This window comes from Belliella kenyensis (genome assembly GCF_022549675.1).
GTDB lineage: Bacteria > Bacteroidota > Bacteroidia > Cytophagales > Cyclobacteriaceae > Belliella > Belliella kenyensis.
The window spans coordinates 23,079-40,252 of record NZ_JAKZGR010000012.1 but is presented as its reverse complement, the minus strand read 5'-3'; the positions used below and the strand labels follow the sequence as shown (position 1 = coordinate 40,252).

At 37.6% G+C, this 17,174-nt stretch carries 20 protein-coding genes; 13 read left to right on the top strand and 7 right to left on the bottom strand.

The window, feature by feature from the left end:
• Positions 1-17: 17 nt before the first annotated feature.
• The gene (gene rnhA / locus MM214_RS13205) at positions 18-491 is read left to right on the top strand and encodes a ribonuclease HI (protein ID WP_241296106.1); all 474 of its coding nucleotides are present in this window, start codon (positions 18-20) and stop codon (positions 489-491) included.
• Between the two features lie 8 nt (positions 492-499).
• Positions 500-1,213: a tRNA1(Val) (adenine(37)-N6)-methyltransferase gene (locus tag MM214_RS13200; RefSeq protein WP_241296105.1), complete on the top strand. Its 714-nt coding sequence runs from the start codon at positions 500-502 to the stop codon at positions 1,211-1,213.
• On the opposite strand, the gene MM214_RS13195 is transcribed toward MM214_RS13200, so the two are convergent.
• Positions 1,203-2,537: a saccharopine dehydrogenase C-terminal domain-containing protein gene (locus MM214_RS13195; protein WP_241296104.1), complete on the bottom strand. Its 1,335-nt coding sequence runs from the start codon at positions 2,535-2,537 to the stop codon at positions 1,203-1,205. The two genes, MM214_RS13200 and MM214_RS13195, sit on opposite strands and share 11 nt — an antisense overlap.
• A gap of 142 nt (positions 2,538-2,679) precedes the next feature.
• On the opposite strand from MM214_RS13195, the gene MM214_RS13190 reads away from it, so the two are divergent.
• Together MM214_RS13190 and MM214_RS13185 are read left to right on the top strand one after the other, a co-directional pair.
• Positions 2,680-3,162 carry a cytidine deaminase gene (locus tag MM214_RS13190; protein WP_241296103.1) on the top strand — a complete coding sequence of 161 codons (483 nt, stop codon included), beginning with the start codon at positions 2,680-2,682 and terminating at the stop codon, positions 3,160-3,162.
• A gap of 382 nt (positions 3,163-3,544) precedes the next feature.
• Complete coding sequence (locus tag MM214_RS13185; RefSeq protein ID WP_241296102.1) at positions 3,545-3,982, top strand: UPF0158 family protein; 438 nt, start codon at positions 3,545-3,547, stop codon at positions 3,980-3,982.
• A 125-nt stretch (positions 3,983-4,107) separates the two neighbouring features.
• Here MM214_RS13185 and lipA read toward each other — a convergent pair whose 3' ends face one another.
• Both lipA and MM214_RS13175 read right to left on the bottom strand, forming a co-directional pair.
• Entirely contained in the window at positions 4,108-4,986 is an 879-nt protein-coding gene (gene lipA / locus MM214_RS13180; protein ID WP_241296101.1) for a lipoyl synthase, read from the bottom strand.
• Positions 4,987-5,056: 70 nt separating this feature from the next.
• Positions 5,057-5,788 carry a hypothetical protein gene (locus MM214_RS13175; RefSeq protein ID WP_241296100.1) on the bottom strand — a complete coding sequence of 244 codons (732 nt, stop codon included), beginning with the start codon at positions 5,786-5,788 and terminating at the stop codon, positions 5,057-5,059.
• Positions 5,789-5,855: 67 nt separating this feature from the next.
• Here MM214_RS13175 and MM214_RS13170 point away from each other — a divergent pair, with 67 nt between their 5' ends.
• From MM214_RS13170 to sdaAA, 5 genes are all read left to right on the top strand, one after another.
• On the top strand, positions 5,856-6,260 hold the full coding sequence (locus tag MM214_RS13170; RefSeq protein ID WP_241296099.1) for an OsmC family protein: 405 nt from the start codon (positions 5,856-5,858) through the stop codon (positions 6,258-6,260).
• 84 nt (positions 6,261-6,344) lie between these two features.
• Positions 6,345-6,893, top strand: coding sequence for an RNA polymerase sigma factor (locus MM214_RS13165; protein ID WP_241296098.1), 549 nt, complete (start codon positions 6,345-6,347; stop codon positions 6,891-6,893).
• The gene (locus MM214_RS13160) at positions 6,874-8,277 is read left to right on the top strand and encodes an outer membrane beta-barrel protein (RefSeq protein ID WP_241296097.1); all 1,404 of its coding nucleotides are present in this window, start codon (positions 6,874-6,876) and stop codon (positions 8,275-8,277) included. Before MM214_RS13165 ends, MM214_RS13160 begins: the two co-directional genes overlap by 20 nt.
• 8 nt (positions 8,278-8,285) lie before the next feature.
• Entirely contained in the window at positions 8,286-9,236 is a 951-nt protein-coding gene (locus MM214_RS13155) for an FKBP-type peptidyl-prolyl cis-trans isomerase (RefSeq protein ID WP_241296096.1), read from the top strand.
• Positions 9,237-9,392: 156 nt separating this feature from the next.
• Positions 9,393-10,301: an L-serine ammonia-lyase, iron-sulfur-dependent, subunit alpha gene (gene sdaAA / locus MM214_RS13150; protein ID WP_241296095.1), complete on the top strand. Its 909-nt coding sequence runs from the start codon at positions 9,393-9,395 to the stop codon at positions 10,299-10,301.
• Here sdaAA and MM214_RS13145 read toward each other — a convergent pair.
• The 4 genes from MM214_RS13145 to MM214_RS13130 all read right to left on the bottom strand — a co-directional run bounded on the left by MM214_RS13145 (position 10,290) and on the right by MM214_RS13130 (position 13,683).
• Entirely contained in the window at positions 10,290-10,748 is a 459-nt protein-coding gene (locus MM214_RS13145; protein WP_241296094.1) for a hypothetical protein, read from the bottom strand. The genes sdaAA and MM214_RS13145 overlap by 12 nt on opposite strands.
• Entirely contained in the window at positions 10,745-11,665 is a 921-nt protein-coding gene (locus tag MM214_RS13140) for a calcium/sodium antiporter (RefSeq protein ID WP_241296093.1), read from the bottom strand. Before MM214_RS13140 ends, MM214_RS13145 begins: the two co-directional genes overlap by 4 nt.
• 3 nt (positions 11,666-11,668) lie before the next feature.
• Complete coding sequence (gene upp / locus MM214_RS13135) at positions 11,669-12,316, bottom strand: uracil phosphoribosyltransferase (RefSeq protein WP_241296092.1); 648 nt, start codon at positions 12,314-12,316, stop codon at positions 11,669-11,671.
• A gap of 68 nt (positions 12,317-12,384) precedes the next feature.
• The gene (locus MM214_RS13130) at positions 12,385-13,683 is read right to left on the bottom strand and encodes an OmpA family protein (RefSeq protein WP_241296091.1); all 1,299 of its coding nucleotides are present in this window, start codon (positions 13,681-13,683) and stop codon (positions 12,385-12,387) included.
• A gap of 167 nt (positions 13,684-13,850) precedes the next feature.
• On the opposite strand from MM214_RS13130, the gene MM214_RS13125 reads away from it, so the two are divergent.
• The 4 genes from MM214_RS13125 (at position 13,851) to obgE (ending at position 17,132) form a co-directional block, all read left to right on the top strand.
• Entirely contained in the window at positions 13,851-14,759 is a 909-nt protein-coding gene (locus tag MM214_RS13125; protein ID WP_241296090.1) for a M20/M25/M40 family metallo-hydrolase, read from the top strand.
• Positions 14,760-14,847: 88 nt separating this feature from the next.
• Positions 14,848-15,375, top strand: a complete 528-nt coding sequence (gene hpt / locus MM214_RS13120; protein WP_241296089.1) for a hypoxanthine phosphoribosyltransferase — start codon at positions 14,848-14,850, stop codon at positions 15,373-15,375.
• Positions 15,376-15,442: 67 nt separating this feature from the next.
• Positions 15,443-16,015 (top strand): adenylate kinase, encoded by a 573-nt coding sequence (locus MM214_RS13115; protein WP_241296088.1) that lies wholly within the window; start codon positions 15,443-15,445, stop codon positions 16,013-16,015.
• Positions 16,016-16,139: 124 nt separating this feature from the next.
• Positions 16,140-17,132, top strand: a complete 993-nt coding sequence (obgE, locus tag MM214_RS13110; RefSeq protein ID WP_241296087.1) for a GTPase ObgE — start codon at positions 16,140-16,142, stop codon at positions 17,130-17,132.
• Positions 17,133-17,174: the final 42 nt, after the last annotated feature.

Here is a 17,174-nt window from a genome sequence, read left to right as displayed (position 1 = left end):
CTCCCTTTCTTTGTATCATGATTACGATTTACACAGACGGAGCCGCCAAAGGTAATCCTGGTCCAGGAGGTTATGGGACAGTTTTATTGTATAAAGATTTGAAAAAAGAGCTTTCAGAGGGCTATAGATTGACTACAAATAACAGGATGGAGTTATTGGCAGTGATTCGAGGACTTGAAGCTTTAAAGATTGAGGGAATTCCAGTAACTATATATTCCGACAGTAAGTATGTAGTGGATGCTGTAGAAAAAGGTTGGATTTGGTCATGGCAGAAGAAAGGCTTCAAGGATAAGAAAAATATAGATCTTTGGAAGCAATACATACCATTACACATGAGGTACAAGCCTAAGTTTATCTGGGTCAAAGGGCATGCTGGAAATCCACTCAATGAGCGTTGTGATCAATTGGCCGTAGCGGCCGCAGAGCAAAAGAACTTAAGGATAGATCAAGCATACGAGAATGAAAAGAATAGCAGCACTGGCCTTTTTTGAATAGTGAGATGAAGGATTCAAGCTTTAGATTCAAGCAGTTTATAGTAAAGCAAGATCAGTCGGGTATGAAAATAAGTACTGATGCTGTACTTTTGGGGGCTTTGGTAGGAGGCTGTTCGTTCAAAAAAGTCTTGGATATTGGAACAGGCACTGGAGTGATCGCTTTGATGCTCGCACAAAGACTTCCTGATGCTCAGATAGATGCTATAGAAATAGACCCAAAAGCATACTCTCAAGCTAAAGGGAACTTTACTGAATCACCATTTTCTGATAGATTGAAGATCTCTCAAGGAGCCATTCAAGAGTATTATCATCGTCGAAATTCAGCGTATGACCTTATTGTCAGTAATCCTCCCTACTATCCTGATCATCTCAAGTCTCCAAATCAACAAAAGAATCAAGCCATGCATACCGACAGCTTATCCTTTGATGATTTGGTTGGGTCAGTCGATCGATTGTTACAGGATGACGGAGAATTTTGGTTAATTCTACCGTCCAGGCAGATGAATGAATTTACCCAGCTTGCAATAAAATGTAACCTTTATCCTAAAAGCAGTATCTCAATTCATGATAAATCAGAAAGGCCTCCTATTCGTTACATACAATGCTTTGCTCGTAAAGTTCAATCAGTCATTGAAGATCAGGTTATTATCAAGCAATCAGATGGAATGTATACCACGCAGTATAGCGAGCTTTTGAAGGAGTTTCTGATCATTTTTTGAAGCTGATAGCCTCAGAGAATATGATGTTTTCCTTGGCTAAAAGGTCTAGTATCGGATTATAAATTTCTGGGATTACTGGTAGTCGTAATCCTTTAGCCTTGATTTTACCTTCCAAAAATAAATCCACAGCCATAGCTAATGGTAGACCCACTGTTTTTGCCATAGCGGTATGAGTTTGGTTTTCACCTTTGCACACCAAGCTGGATACTATCGATTTTATTCCTTGTTTTGTTTTTATCTCAAAGAGATGTTGCATTACGATCATGTCTTTATCATTTTCCGATAAGTACCATTTTTCTTCTAAAATTTTCTGAAGGATAGCTGCAGGACTTCCTTTTTTTTGAGGTAATTCTTCATCAGAAAAAAGACCAAGCCATTCAATCTTTTCTAGAGTTTGAGTATTGACCCAAGGAAGTAAATCCAGAAGTTTTGATTCAACTTGCTCTTCAGAATGGTAGGGCAAGAAGGTATTGATGAACATTCTCTTGCTGAAGCTGTCTGGTAGATTCATTTCGAAACTATCATCAGTCATTCCAAGCTGCACAAATACATCCCAACTTTGGCAAAATCCAGCCCTCCGAAGTGTTCCTCTAAGCATCGTTGGGATATCCTTAAGGCCATAGATTTCTCTGTAGCTTAAGGAGTCTCTATTAGGGTATCCCTCAAAATCCCCCACTTCATCAAAGTGAATGTTTTCAATTCTGCGAAATAGCATGTGATAGGGGACATATTTGTACAGCCCATTTCTTATAAATCTAGATACACCTTGGCCAGCAAGCACCACATTCCTTGGATTCCAGGTGAACTTGTATTTCCATGGGTTGTCTTCACTTTCTGGAGCTAATACACCTCCAGTGTAGGACTTGAAAGATAGGATTTCATTGCCTAAATCATGTTCTTCATGAATAATTTTCATAGCAGACATGTGGTCAAGTCCTGGGTCTAAACCGCATTCATTCAAAAAAAGTAGATTTTCACACTTAATGTCATTTGCCATTTTCCTTAACTCATTTGATTCATAAGATGCTGTGAAAAAGTGTTTCCGAAGTGATAGGCAATCTTGTGCGATGATGGGGTGTAAAAATGCTGGCAACATAGAGATCACAATATCGGCTTTTTGAATAATTGATTTTCTTGAATGCTCATTTTCTAAATCTATGGCTACAGCAGAAATAAATGGATTTTGCTTACTTTTTTGTTGGGTTATATCCAAAGTCTGATCAGCAAGGATGATTTTTCTCTGTTTTTTTTCAGCAGAATTTGCCAAATATTCGATCAAAAAGGTAGAAGATTTTCCAGTTCCTATGATGAGTATGGTTTCCATGGGTCAAAAGTTTGGTGAAATATTACAATACCCTAAGTTGTGAAAAATGATTGATGGTTGAAAATGAAGGACAAAAAATCAATAAAAATTAACATTTTAGACAATTTTTTCGTTTATTCAATCCCTTTTTAAATGAAATAATATGAAAAAAAGAATTGAGATAAATGTCGCTTTGGAAGTTTTTTCAAAAGATGAGTGGACAGAAATGGATGCAAAATTACTTTCGGAAGCAGAGAAGATTTTAGAAAATGCACATGCTCCTTATTCGAATTTTTTGGTTGGTGCAGCATTATTACTTGAAAATGGACAGATATTCTCTGCAAATAATCAAGAAAATGTCTCTTTTCCTGTAGGAGTATGCGCTGAAAGAGCTGTGCTTAGCTATGCTATGGCAAACAATCCTGACATTGCTCCAGTAAAATTGGCTATAGTTGCCAAAAGAAGAGAAGGGATGGAGCTCGCTACAGTGACACCTTGTGGACTTTGCAGACAGACTATCAACGAGTATGAGTATAAATTTGGCAGATCTATAGAGATTTTGATGCTTGGTCCTGATGATGAGATGTTCAGGGCTTCAGGGATTGATCAGTTGTTACCTTTTAGGTTTAGTGATTTGAATGATTGATGTGATATGGGCCACCTGTATATGCGTACCTGCAAGCGTATCAATAACCAAATCAAATGAAGTGTTTTGACGATTTCGATATAGATTTTAGTACTTGTTCATAGGAATTCCGAAGTAATCTAGTGATTGAATGTACTACTTCTTCTGCTTTAAAAACTGATTATTAAAAAAAATAAATACATTTATCTCGACGAAATTAAACAAGTTTAGGGTTAGGTTGTTTTACACATTATTGTGTTTAGAGCCTTCAAATCAATTTTTTTACTGGATAAGTTAATGTAAGAATAAATTGATTTGAAAAAATTTATAATTGGGATTGTGAAATAGTTTGATTTTAAATATCAGTTACTTAATTTTCTCAAAATTTTATTGCCAACCTAAGATGTTAACCCTCACAGGACAAGAAATTGAAAAAATTGCAGGTCTACTGCAAAAGGGCATGATTTGCTTTTATCAGCTAAACAATAAAAAAATTCATCATTTGCCCGATGATGAGGATTACTTTAACTATGATCTGACTCCTGAAGAAGAGGACGTATTAGATGAAATAGATGATGATCCAGACAATTTTGCAGAATTCACCAAGCTAGAAGCCAATCAAGAGCATCAAGTTATGGAGAGGTTTGTTGAGAAAATAGTCAAAGAAAAAGGCTTTCAAGATGAACTGTTTAATGCATTGAGTAAGCCAAAAGCTGCAACTGGATTTAAATTTCTCATTGAAGATTCTAAGTATAAAGAGAAGTGGTCAGAGTATAAGCTAGAAAAATATAAGGATTGGGTATTGGAGCAAATCGATTCTTTTAATTATTCAGATGAATAGTATGCTCAAGTCTCTGAAACACTTGAAATAGCACAAAAATAAAACCCTACATTCTTCAAATGCAGGGTTTTACTTTTCTAGGCACCTTTAAGATGTAAAAGAGGCTCGTTTAAAGCTTGTAATGATCAAACATTAACATGTCTCTCAGCATGATACGAAGATCTTACCAGTGGGCCTGACTCTACATACTTCAATCCTCTCTTCAGCCCTTCTTCTCTATAAAGTGCAAATGTGTCTGGATGTATAAATTCTGCTACTTCAATGTGCATTTTGGTAGGTTGTAGGTATTGCCCAAGTGTCAAGATATCGCAGCCATGAGCGGCTAAATCATCCATAGCTTTAAAAACTTCATCTTGTTTTTCACCTAAGCCAAGCATAATGCCAGTCTTGGTTCTCTTTCCATATTCTTTTGTGAGCTTGATTTGCTCTAGAGATCTGGTATATTTAGCTTGAGGTCGTACTCTTCTATATAGGCTTTCTACAGTTTCCATATTGTGAGATACTACTTCTTGACCTCCTTCTATCATTCTGTACAAAGCATCCCAATTAGATTTTACGTCTGGGATGAGGGTTTCTATGGTTGTTTCAGGGGATAGTTTTTTGGTTTCCACTACAGTTTGATACCAAATCTCAGCTCCCCTATCTTTCAGTTCGTCTCTATTTACAGATGTGATGACGGCGTGTTTTACTCCCATGAGCTGTATAGCCTCAGCTACACGTCTTGGCTCATCCATATCATACTCTGGTGGTCTTCCTGTGGCTACAGCGCAGAATGAACACGATCGAGTACACACATTTCCCAAAATCATGAAAGTAGCTGTGCCTGCCCCCCAGCATTCACCCATATTTGGACAATTTCCACTCTCACATATTGTATGAAGCTTATGCTGATCTACAAGTTTTCTGACTTTTGCATATTCTTTTCCCACCGGAAGCTTTACCCTAAGCCAGTCAGGTTTTTTTCTTCTGGTTGCCTCTTCGGAAATTACTGGTAATTCGATCATCTCTTTGTCTTAATTAGATAGATAGCACAAAATTAAACTTTAATGCCATATAAACCCAATTGTGGATTTATTACTTCCTGAACCCATAAAACAAAGTGAAATAGGCTGATTGGTATATTTGCCTATTTTCAGCAGTTGGTATGAGTACTATTTCTTTGTTAAAACCCTCAATTTGGTAACCAAGTTCCAATCCTACGGCGCTAGATTTAAAAGTGCCAAATTCGAAGAAAAGAGCCGCTTTTGCATTTGCACCTATGGCTATCTCAGACTCACTTATGCCTTCAAATATTCTTCCCGGACCTAAAATATTTCTAAAGTTGGTGTGTTTATTAGGGTCATATTGTTCTCTAACTGTCTCGAACCTATTAATGAAATCCTCTATATAGTATGGTGCAATTACACCTATGGAGGGACCGACTGCTGCAAGGGCAGAGATTTGAACTCCTTGTTGCGGTGCTTTTTTGAAAAATACTACTTCTCTTCCATAGTATGGCCGGATACTGTATAAGTAATTAGATTTACCAATGATAAAAGAGTTCCCAGTGACAGGTGTGAATCGAACTTCTTTTGGGTTCTTTACATTCGCCAAATCAAGTCCGAAGAATTGGAACTTATCTTCTTCAATTTTGTACCCAGCTTTAAAAGAAAAACCACCTATAAGGCCTCCATTGGTGTTTTTATTAATTCCAAAAAACAACTCTCGATCATATTCGTAGTTGCCTGTATCTTCCCTCTGGGCAAAAGTGACCATGCTGAGCAATGTCAAAAACCCTGATAATAAATATTTCGTCGCTTTTATCATAGTTAATCAGGAATATAACGCTAATTTTAACCCTAAGTTACTAAACCGATTTTAAAAGTAAGTGTTTATGCCAACTATAAAAAGTACATACCTTGGAAATCTCAGAACAGAGATGGAGCATGTCCAATCTGGAACAAAAATAATCAGTGATGCTCCTGTTGATAACAATGGCAAAGGAGAGGCTTTTTCTCCTACTGACCTTGTAGCCGCAGCACTTGGTAGCTGTATGGTCACTATCATGGGTATAGTTGCAGAGCGTGATGAGATTTCTTTAGATGGCTTGAGCTGGGAGATCACCAAAATCATGAGCTCTGACCCAAGAAAAATTGCAGAAATAATTGTCAAATTTGTCTGGGTCAATCCTGTCACGGATCATAAGAAAATTCAAAAATTAAAAAATGCAGCCCTTACTTGCCCAGTAGCATTAAGCTTGGACCCTGCAATCAAGCAAACTATAGAATTTGGATTTTGATTGTAATTATTTTTTAGAACCTTGTAGCATTTTTATCTGGCATTGCGTCTAGTATTATAGACAGTGTAAAATTAACCCGTTTCATTGGAACAACATCTTATTCAAAAAGCAAAAAAAGGTGATAAAAAAGCCATAGAAATGCTTTACAAGCATTTCTATGGCTATGCTATGAGCATTGCACTTCGATATTCCAATTCTAGAGATGAATCTTGTGAAATTGTGAATGATAGCTTTATGAAGATGTTTGATAAAATCAATCAATATCAAGATAGCAATTCATTCAAGGGTTGGTTTAGAAGGATTATTGTAAATACTTCAATTGATTACTATAGGAAAACTGTGAAGCATTATGCTGTCATGGATATTGAAAAAGTAGAAATGGAAAGCCTCAACCCCGAAGCTATAGACCACCTATCGAAAGAGGATATTCTAAAGCTTCTAAGAGAACTTCCCGAAATGCTGAGAATCGTCTTCAATATGTATGAAATTGAAGGGTATGCTCACAACGAAATAGGAGAGAAATTGGGAATTCCTGCCAGCACATCCAGGACACACCTGGCTCGCGCTAAGCAATGCTTAAGAGACAAAATCAATGCTGTAAACCAAATTAATAATGAAGGAGCAGTTCGATAAAAAATTAGTAAATAAAATCAAGGACTCCTTTGAAGACCATCATGAGCCTTTTGACCCACAACAGTGGGAGAAATTCTCAGGTGCATATTTCGGAGAAACTCCACCTTCCCTGCTTAAGGTATGGTTGCCTTGGGCTTCTGGTATAGCTGCGGCCATAGTCGTAGCACTATTCCTATACATTCAGCTTGATGATCAAAGCTCCCCCGTGCATTCATTCAAAGCAATGGATGAGTATCCTATATCTGAGCAATCCAATCATCATGATGAATACCAATTGCCTAAAGTAGAGGATGAGCTAGCTTTAAATAGATCGCTTAATCCAAAAGTGGATAAGGATGAGCCATCGATGAAAAATACATTTGAGAAGGATTCGGAGTTTGGGGAGGTTGTGAAGAAAAAAAGCACACCAGTACCAAATTTGGACAATACAGAAAGTGGGATTGTAAAGATTGAAAATGAAGATCTGACACCTCCCAATGTTCCAATCAGACAAACTACCTCTGAAGAGTTTGAAAAATTAGTTACTGAGATTTTACCTAAAACTGAGATCCTTTCAGAAGATATTAAAGTGAGTTCTGAGCAGCCAGATTTTCTCAAGCATTCGTTTATAGCTCAAGAGGAAAAGGATGCGCAGCATTCGATAGAAGCCTGGTTGAAAGAAGGTTTGGAGGAAAAAATGTCTAAAGAAAAAGTCAATGAGACAGCAAGCAACCCCATGAGACTTGGTCTCATGCTTGCTCCTCAATCAATCTCGAATGCCAATCAGAGCTTAAATCTGGGTGCGGGAGTACTTTCAGAATTTTCATTCTCGAAGAGACTCAAGATTGATGTTGGGCTTGCTTACGCAAGACAAAATATAACCCCTGTGGTAAATAATAATGTAATTGCGGCGAGCGGCCCTATAGCGCAGCAAGCAGATAATAGTAGGATGCTTAGTTTCAGTAGTAACTTTGTCAATGCTTCATATGAGTTAAGCTTTGGTCAATTAGAGCTTCCAATAAACCTCAAGTATAAAGTACTAGAGAACAATAAAACTGGAATTTACCTGATCACTGGGGTATCAAACATGGTTTATTTAAATCAAAGAAATGTGGGTACATTCACATCTGCGAATTTCATGACCGCTGGACTTATGTCAAACTCTCAAGTCTCAACACAAACATTTGTTGAGACATCTACCCCATCAGATAATGCTGAGAATAGTGAGGGGAATATTGGTCAGATGGTTAATTTTTCGCTTGGTTATGAATATAATCTAAAAAATGGCACATACTTATCTTTGGAGCCATTTTATAAAATGTCTGTGGGTGGACAGACTTTCGTGAATCAGCAATTTGCCATAGGTGGATTGAACTTAAGGATGAATTTTCAATTTAAAAAATAACATAAAGTATGAGATTTCTACAATTGCCTATATTACTGATATGGATGGCGATGATTGTTGCATGTATGCCTGACACAGAGTCAGACTACGAGAGGATAGTAGAGCGAGACAATCGCTTGCTCCAAAATTACTTAGAGCGAAATAGTGTAAATGCAATTGAAAGTCCGCTTGGATTTTATTACCAAAAGACGCAAACAAGCGATATTGGTAATCAAATCGTCAACAACGATATAGTGGGTGTATATTATGAAATTAAAACAACAGATGGACAGTTGATTGAAACATACATGGATGAATCAAAGTTGCCCCGATTGTTCAAGCATACAGATGGAGGGTTGATACCCAGAGTTATCAATTTTGCAGCTGGAATTGCAAAAGAAGGAGAAGTGCTTAAGTTATATTCACCATCTTATTTGGCATATTCTGAGTATAGCTTTGAGCAGTTGATCACGGTGGGTGCCAATCTAGTAATCACAGTAAAGTATGCAAAGGTATATCCAGAAAGTGCTGTAAAAACACTCGAAAGAGGAATCATTGAGAGCTATATTGCAGAAAATAACCTGGAAGGATTTGAAAGGCTTAGTGATGGAGTATTTATCAAGGTATTGGGAGAAGGTGAGGGAGAAAAAGTTTCAAAAGCCAATGATAATGTGTCTTTTGAATTTGAGTTGAAGCAGTTGGGAGAAAGTACAGTCATATCCAAATCAAATGAGAACTCACCATTTACTTCAAGAATTGGTGCTCAAGGAAATCTTAAATTTTTAGATGTTGCCTTAAAAGATGTAAAAGTAGGTCAAGAGGTGGAGGTATTTGTACCTTCTCATGAAGGCTTTGGGGGCAGCACTCAGATTTTTCCCTTTGCCATAAGAAGGGATTTGTTTTCCAGAAATGCTATCTCAGTAGCTGCAAGGCCATTTGAACCAATATACTTTAAGGCTAAAATCAAGGAAATCAAATAAAGCTCTGATATATTATTAATTTCCACAATCTCTTATTAAAAAGTCAGTAGTGATATAAAGCACTACTGACTTTTTTGTTTTTATAGATAACCACCTGTTCGATTGTATTTGTGGTCTTCTTTATTCAAATTTGAGAAATTATAAACCCAAATTGTTATGAGTTTTCTTTTTGATAGTTTTAAAGGTTGGAAAAAATATTGTGAAGAGCAGCAAGAAAGCCTCTTCCAATCTGTCATTGCTTATGAAGTCACACAGAAGGGAAAGGATGAGGCCGCAATTTGGCAAGGATTACAACAGGCATATGATGTCATGAAGGAGGCAGTATCTACAGGCCTTACAGAAGACATGACCTCAAGATCAGGAATGATAAAAAATGGGGCGAAAAAAGTTTTTAATCATCCCGTAAGTGTTCTTTCTCCTGATTTTCAGAAATTGATAGCAAGGGCATTGGCAGCCAAGGAAGTAAATTCATGCATGGGAAGAGTTGTGGCAGCACCTACAGCAGGAGCTTCAGGGATTCTGCCGGGGACACTTTATACACTCCAAGAAATCCACGGTTTAGATGATAGAAAGATCCTAGAAGGACTTTTGGTTGGAGCAGGTATTGCATTGATTATAGAGGAGAAAGCTTCGCTAGCAGGAGCTGTAGGAGGTTGTCAAGCTGAAACAGGTTCAGCAGCAGCAATGGCAGCTGGAGCGATGGTTTATTGTTTAGATGGTGAGATAGATCAGGTTTTTAATGCTGTAGCCATTACCATACAATGTATGCTAGGCTTAGTATGTGATCCTGTAGCTGGACTAGTGGAAGTTCCTTGTGTGGTAAGAAATGCGAGTGCAGCAGCTATTGCAAATAGCTCCGCTCAGATAGCTTTGGCAAACGTGAGCGCAGTTATACCTGTAGATGAGTGTGTAGAAGCTATGGGTGAAATAGGTTCTAGTATGGAAAGCAAATACAAAGAAACAGCAATGGGAGGTTTAGCAGCCACTCTCACAGGTCAAGAGATATCCAAGAAGGTACTTATTCAAGATATTGAAATTCTACCTGATGAAAATCTACCTGATTAGATCCCCAATGTATGGGATGTTTAGAATTTGTTGAATAGATGCTCCTAGTATTATTGCCCAAAACATTCCACTCACAAACATGTATAGGAATACTTTTTTCTTCTCGACTCGAAATGCAATCATGACTATTGTACCACCTATTGGTGTAAGTAGCATTGGTGTGATTGCTGCTATTCCAATTGGGCCGAATTTTTGCCAGACCTTCACGATTCGCCGAGAATTCTTACTAAACCTTTTCTTTTTTTTTCTGAGATTAAAAGTCCAATTCCTTTTGATCCATTCTCCCAGATAGGTAAATAAAAATACTGTAGTCATCAGCCCTGAGACACTTACGAGCACTATCTCCCACAATCCATATCCTGCGGCTGTCCCGAGTATAGGACCTGCAACGAACTTGAAAAGACAACTTAAGTATATCAGGAAAAACTTAATCAAATAGGTTGTCATAGTATGGTGATCAAATAAATTAAGTAAGCAATAAGAAGTATTCCTCCTTCAATTCTAGCGATTTTCAGTTTGGATTTTAATATAGGAAAAAGTAATAAGGTTAGGCCAATCATCCAAATATAGTCTGACTTTAGAAATTGTTCTGATACAGGAATGGGTTGAACTATGGCTGTGATTCCAATGATTCCAAAGATGTTCATCATATTACTGCCCAGAATATTCCCTATGGCGATGTCTGTTTTTTTGTTGATGGCAGCGATGACAGACGTGGTGAGCTCTGGTAAGCTCGTTCCTATAGCAATCACTGTCACTCCTATCACTCGCTCACTTACTCCGAATACCCTAGAAATCTCGACTGCTGAGTCTACAAACATGTCTGATCCAAAATATAAGCCGATGATTCCTAAGATAAGAAAACCTACAGATAAAATACCGCTTTTGGGCTTTTGATCAGATATCTCTTCATTCTGGTCAGCTCCCTTGAGTTTTTGGTAGATATATAGGTTGACTGCTACCAAGAGAACTGTCAGTATGATGCCTTCAGTTCGAGAGATTTCTAAGTTCAAGGAAAGTAGATAGAATAATGCAGTTGCAACAAGCGCAATTATATAATCTAACTTCAAAACTGATTTTGGTAAAATGATAGGATATAAGATGGCACTGATTCCCAAAACCAGACTAATATTTGCGATATTTGAACCAACCACATTTCCAATGGCAATGTCACTGGTGCCTTTTATAGCCGCATTAATACTCACTAACAGTTCTGGTGCAGATGTTCCAAAGGCGACTACTGTCAACCCTATCAAGCCTGGACTAAGTCCAAATTTTAATGCCACTGATGAAGCACCATCCACCAAAAATTTCCCGCCTAAGAGCAGAATGAACAAGCCTATTATAAGAATGAAATAAACCATATATTACATTTTAGAACCAAAGGCCAAATCACCCGCATCTCCTAGACCAGGTACTATGTAAGATTTTTCGTTCAACTTCGTGTCAAGAGCACATGTCCAAAGTTTCAAATTCCCATCGAGCTGTTCATTAATATAGGCCACGCCTTCAGGAGCTGCTATTACTGAAGCTACATGTATGGTCTTTGGTGTACCATTGCAAAGCAACGCCTTCACGGTTTTTACGAAAGATTTCCCAGTGGCAAGCATGGGGTCAATAATGATAATATCCTTACCAGTGATATCTGGCGCCGCTTGATAAGATAATTCAATGGATACTTCCTTATCATTATTTTCTTCTGTTCGGAAGGCTCCAATGAACCCAGAGTCTGAATGATCAAAAATATTTAGAAATCCTTGATAAAACGGATTGGCAGCTCTTAATACGCAGATCAAAACTGGTTGAGTTTTGATGATATTTATACCAGTTTTCTCAAGTGGTGTTGTTATCTCTTTAGTTTCGAAGTGAAGACTTTTTGATAATTCATATGCCAAAATTTCTCCGAGTCTTTCTAAATTCTTTCGAAATCTAAGTCGATCAGTTTGAATTTCAGTGTCTCTTATTTCCGCTAAGAAAGTATTGGCTATCGTATTTTGATGATTTAATATAAACATAACGTGAAAGATAAGGCATAAAAAAAACCCGACCATAAAGATCGGGTTTTAGATTGAATTATTATATCTTATTTTACTTCGAAGCTTGTTCTTCTAGCCAACTGACGTGCATCAGCAGATTTTTTATCTACGCTAGTGTCTTCACCGTAACCTTTGTAAGTGATTCTAGAAGCATCTATACCAGCTGCTACTAATTGATCATATACAGCTTTAGCTCTTCTTTCAGATAGCTTCAAGTTGTAGTCTTCTGGACCTAACTCATCAGCATAACCTTTAACTTCAAGTTTTACGCTTGGGTTTTTCTTCAAGAAGTTTGCTACATAGCTTACAGATGATGCAGAGTAACCAAGTGGCTTAGCGCTGTCAAATGCAAAGTATACGTTAACATAACCTTCGTTGATTGCTTTTTTGAAGTAATCTACTTCTTTAACTTCCTCTACAGGACATCCGTCATTAGATGCTGGTCCTGGAGCGAAAGGACATTTGTCCAAGTGATCAGGAATACCATCACCGTCAGAATCCAAAGTTCTACCATGAGAATCAACTCTAGCTCCAGCTGGAGTGTTAGGCTCTTTGTCTAGGTAATCAGGTACACCGTCACCATCAGAGTCTTTCAACATGTCTTTGATCTCACCGATTTGGTTCGCCAATTCTTCTTTTGTAGCATACTTATCCGCAGCTACATACCAGTCTGCGTGAGTAGATTTGCTACCTAAGTAGAAGCTAAGACCTAATGTACCAGTCCACCACTGTGCTCCGGCTCCAAAGTAACCATTGTTAGTGGAAGGATTAGGCATTGTAGCTGGAGTGATGTTAGCTGATCCATCAAAAGTAGTAGTTTGTCTACCATTTAGAATAGTTGTAATGTCAGCATTCAATGCAATTCTCTCTGATAATTTAACTTGACCAGTGAAACCTGCGATGAAGTTGTAAACATTGTCATTGAATCCAGCATTCAAGTTTTCTTGAGGATTAACTTGACCTAGACCAGCACCGAAGTGACCCAATAGGTTGACTCTCCTTGTGAAAGACTCAAATCCCATGATTCTACCCAAGTTAGCAACTCCTTGAAGGTTAGCTCTCCAATAGTTTGTAGAGAAAGAACCGCTTGGTGAATTGCTAGCTTCACTGAATGAACCGAAACCAAAATCTAGTTTCGTACCGAATTTCTCATTGAACATATATCTAACACCTAAGTCAGCATGTCCAATGTTTAAAGTAGGAGTCCAGTAACCTGAAGCTATAGAAGTCATTGGTTTGTTAAAACCTCCGTTTACTTCAATTGACCACTTGTTAAAGTCATCCTGTGCGTTCGCACCTAGGGTGAGCGCACTTGCCATTAATGTAGATAGTAGTAATTTTTTCATGATAAAAAATTTTTTTCCAAAATTTTGAGTGTTTAATTGATTTGATTGCAAATTTATAAACTTTTACACAAATGTATATTTAATTTTTAAATCTTTATACATTATCGCAATTCTTTTGAATTATTAGACTTAAATTCGTTAACGTTTCTTCACAAATAATGCCATAAATGAAATTTCTAGAAGATATTTTAGCGATTAATAGTGTTTCCGGTGATGAATTGAGCGTGTCTCAGTTTATACTTAATATCATCTCTGAACGTAAGTCTAACTGGAAGGTTACACCAAATGTTTTTTTTGGTGAAAATTTTCATAATTGCATTCTTTTGAAGTTTGGTAATCCAAGAACTGCTGTTTTTGCACATATGGACACCATTGGCTTTATGACTAGATATGAAAATCAATTAATAACCGTAGGGGGTCCAGAACTTATTGATGGTACATTTCTCGTCGGTAATGATAGTTTGGGGCCTGTTAGATGCAAACTTATAGTGGATGATGATCATATATATCATGATTTTCCTAGAGCGATTGATAGAGGAACTTACCTGTCATTTGAGCAAAATATTAGAATAGATAATCAATTTATTCAAGGTGCTTATCTCGATAATAGACTTGGTCTTTATAATGCCATAGAAATATGTCAAACTCTTGAGGATGGCTGGGTTGTTTTCACCACTTATGAAGAGCATGGTGGAGGAAGTATGCCGTTCCTTTTGGATTTTATTATGAAAGAAGGGCCTGTGAAGCAAGCTCTGATTTCTGACATCACATGGGTGACATCAGGGGTGGTGCATAATGGAGGCGTCGCAATTTCAATAAGGGATAAATTTATTCCGCGTCGTACTTTTATAAATAAAGTAATAGCGCTAGCAAAGAAGAGTGGGATAGATTATCAGCTAGAAGTAGAAGATGCAGGAGGTAGTGATGGTAGGGAAATTCAATTTTCAAGACACCTTATTGACTGGTGTTTCGTAGGAGCACCCGAGGATAATGTACACTCCCCAAATGAGAAAGTTGCTCTACATGATTTAGAGTGTATGATAGAAATGTACCAGTATTTAATGGCTCATCTTTAATGTATTGATAATATTATGCTGACATTAGTTGCAATTTATTTATATTTGCAAGCCCTTCTTGTTGAGGGCTTTTTTATTTAATGTAAATATGATCAAAATTAAAGACAAAGAATTTGTTCCCTTTATTACGGAATCCGAGCTATTGGATAGGATAAACGTGCTTGGGAAACAGATTTCAGAGAAATTCAAGGATGATCAACCAATCTTGCTGGGCGTCTTGAACGGGGCATTTATGTTTCTTTCAGATTTGTCCAAATCTATAGATATTCCTGTAGAAGTTTCATTTGTGAAAATGTCTTCCTACTCAGGGACCAGCTCTACGGGAGAAGTTAAAGACCTCATTGGTTTAGGAGTAGATATTAAAGACAGGAAGGTAATTGTGGTAGAAGATATAGTAGATACTGGACTTAGTATGTCATATTTATTAGAATTGCTATCAAAGAAGCAACCGGCAGACGTGTCGGTAGTGACTTTACTCTACAAACCTGAGGCTTTGAAACATGCAATTAAGTTGGATTTCGTTGGTTTTGAAATACCAAACAAATTCGTAGTAGGGTATGGACTCGATTATGATGGGTTAGGAAGAAATCTACCTGAGATATATCAATTAAAATAAACATTACCTTAATTCTATAATAGGTAATAGATAACCATATTTAAAGAAATACCAAAAAGGATTCGTTATGCTTAACATCGTATTATTTGGCCCTCCGGGAGCAGGAAAAGGAACCCAAAGTGAGAAGCTAATAGAGAAATATAACCTGACCCATCTTTCCACTGGTGACTTGTTCAGAAAGCACCTAGGAGAAGGTACATCTCTAGGCAAACTTGCCAAGCAATATATGAATGAGGGCAAATTAGTGCCGGATGAAGTAGTGATAGGCATGGTAGAGGAGAAAATTAAAGAAACTTCAAACAGTGAAGGGTTTATATTTGATGGTTTTCCAAGGACTGTTGCTCAAGCGGAAGCTTTGGATGAGATGCTAAGTGCATTGGGTATGGAGATATCTGGCATGATAGCACTAGATGTACCAGAAGAAATTCTCAAAGAGAGAATAAGAGAGAGGGGAAAGACGTCCGGAAGAGTAGATGATCAAGATGAGGGAAAAATAGCTACACGAATCAAAGTGTACTTAGATGAAACACTGCCTGTAGCTTCATATTATGAAAATCAAGGTAAATTAACGAAAATCCATGGTGTAGGCACCATTGAGGATATCTTTGGAGATATTTCAAATGTTATAGATCAATATTGATAAAAACAAGATCTCTCTGACATAGGTGATTAATTTATCTCAAGAGTAAAATAATTGCTACCTTTGTAGCGGATATAGGCTAAGCTTTGAAGCTTAGCCTTTTTTATTAAAAAAATACGATATAGTGGCAGATTCTAATTTCATTGATTATGTTAAGTTTTGTTCTAGGTCAGGAGCAGGTGGTTCTGGATCAGTACATTTCCGAAGAGAAAAGCATGTGCCAAAAGGAGGTCCAGATGGAGGCGATGGAGGACGTGGGGGGCATATTATCTTGAGAGGAAATGCGCAGCATTGGACATTGTTACATCTAAAATATAAAAAGCATGTCATAGCGGATGCAGGTGGAAACGGCGAAGGCGGCAGGAGAAAAGGAAAAGATGGCGATGATATAATCTTAGATGTTCCTCTTGGTACAGTAGCAAAGGATGCGGAGACTATGGAAGTGAGGTTTGAAATCACTGAAGATGGTCAGGAAGTCATTCTCACAAGAGGTGGTCGAGGAGGTCTTGGCAATGATCATTTCAAGACAGCCACTAATCAAGCTCCCCATTATGCACAGCCTGGAGAAGAGGGAATTGATGAGTGGATAGTTTTAGAATTGAAGCTCCTTGCTGATGTTGGGTTAGTCGGTTTTCCCAATGCAGGAAAGTCAACACTTCTCGCAAGTATATCAGCTGCAAAGCCTGAAATAGGAGATTACCCTTTTACTACATTGGTGCCAAACCTTGGGGTAATTCCCTATAGAGATGATAAATCATTTGTCATGGCTGATATCCCTGGGATCATAGAAGGTGCTGCAGAAGGGAGAGGTTTAGGGATTAGATTTTTAAGGCATATTGAAAGGAATTCTATTTTGCTTTTTATGATCCCTGCCGATGCAGATAGTATCCAAGAACAATATCAAATTCTCTTGGGGGAATTGGGGAAATATAATCCTGAACTTCTTGATAAAAAGAGGCTACTGGCTATCACGAAAGCGGACATGCTTGATGAGCAACTTATTGAAGAAATGAAGAAAGATGTGCCGACTGGGATTCCTTCTATATTTATATCATCTGTCAGTCAGTTCAATCTAGACAAGCTTAAAGACATGCTTTGGATGGCAATCAATGACTAATTCGTGTCAGATTGTCAGCTTTATGTGTGTGGCAAGCAAATT

Coding starts and splice junctions, on each gene's coding strand:
- rnhA (WP_241296106.1), top strand. CDS start 18: ATGATTACGATTTACACAGACGGAGCCGCCAAAGGTAATCCTGGTCCA.
- MM214_RS13200 (WP_241296105.1), top strand. CDS start 500: ATGAAGGATTCAAGCTTTAGATTCAAGCAGTTTATAGTAAAGCAAGAT.
- MM214_RS13195 (WP_241296104.1), bottom strand. CDS start 2,537: ATGGAAACCATACTCATCATAGGAACTGGAAAATCTTCTACCTTTTTG.
- MM214_RS13190 (WP_241296103.1), top strand. CDS start 2,680: ATGAAAAAAAGAATTGAGATAAATGTCGCTTTGGAAGTTTTTTCAAAA.
- MM214_RS13185 (WP_241296102.1), top strand. CDS start 3,545: ATGTTAACCCTCACAGGACAAGAAATTGAAAAAATTGCAGGTCTACTG.
- lipA (WP_241296101.1), bottom strand. CDS start 4,986: ATGATCGAATTACCAGTAATTTCCGAAGAGGCAACCAGAAGAAAAAAA.
- MM214_RS13175 (WP_241296100.1), bottom strand. CDS start 5,788: ATGATAAAAGCGACGAAATATTTATTATCAGGGTTTTTGACATTGCTC.
- MM214_RS13170 (WP_241296099.1), top strand. CDS start 5,856: ATGCCAACTATAAAAAGTACATACCTTGGAAATCTCAGAACAGAGATG.
- MM214_RS13160 (WP_241296097.1), top strand. CDS start 6,874: ATGAAGGAGCAGTTCGATAAAAAATTAGTAAATAAAATCAAGGACTCC.
- MM214_RS13155 (WP_241296096.1), top strand. CDS start 8,286: ATGAGATTTCTACAATTGCCTATATTACTGATATGGATGGCGATGATT.
- sdaAA (WP_241296095.1), top strand. CDS start 9,393: ATGAGTTTTCTTTTTGATAGTTTTAAAGGTTGGAAAAAATATTGTGAA.
- MM214_RS13145 (WP_241296094.1), bottom strand. CDS start 10,748: ATGACAACCTATTTGATTAAGTTTTTCCTGATATACTTAAGTTGTCTT.
- MM214_RS13140 (WP_241296093.1), bottom strand. CDS start 11,665: ATGGTTTATTTCATTCTTATAATAGGCTTGTTCATTCTGCTCTTAGGC.
- upp (WP_241296092.1), bottom strand. CDS start 12,316: ATGTTTATATTAAATCATCAAAATACGATAGCCAATACTTTCTTAGCG.
- MM214_RS13130 (WP_241296091.1), bottom strand. CDS start 13,683: ATGAAAAAATTACTACTATCTACATTAATGGCAAGTGCGCTCACCCTA.
- MM214_RS13125 (WP_241296090.1), top strand. CDS start 13,851: ATGAAATTTCTAGAAGATATTTTAGCGATTAATAGTGTTTCCGGTGAT.
- hpt (WP_241296089.1), top strand. CDS start 14,848: ATGATCAAAATTAAAGACAAAGAATTTGTTCCCTTTATTACGGAATCC.
- MM214_RS13115 (WP_241296088.1), top strand. CDS start 15,443: ATGCTTAACATCGTATTATTTGGCCCTCCGGGAGCAGGAAAAGGAACC.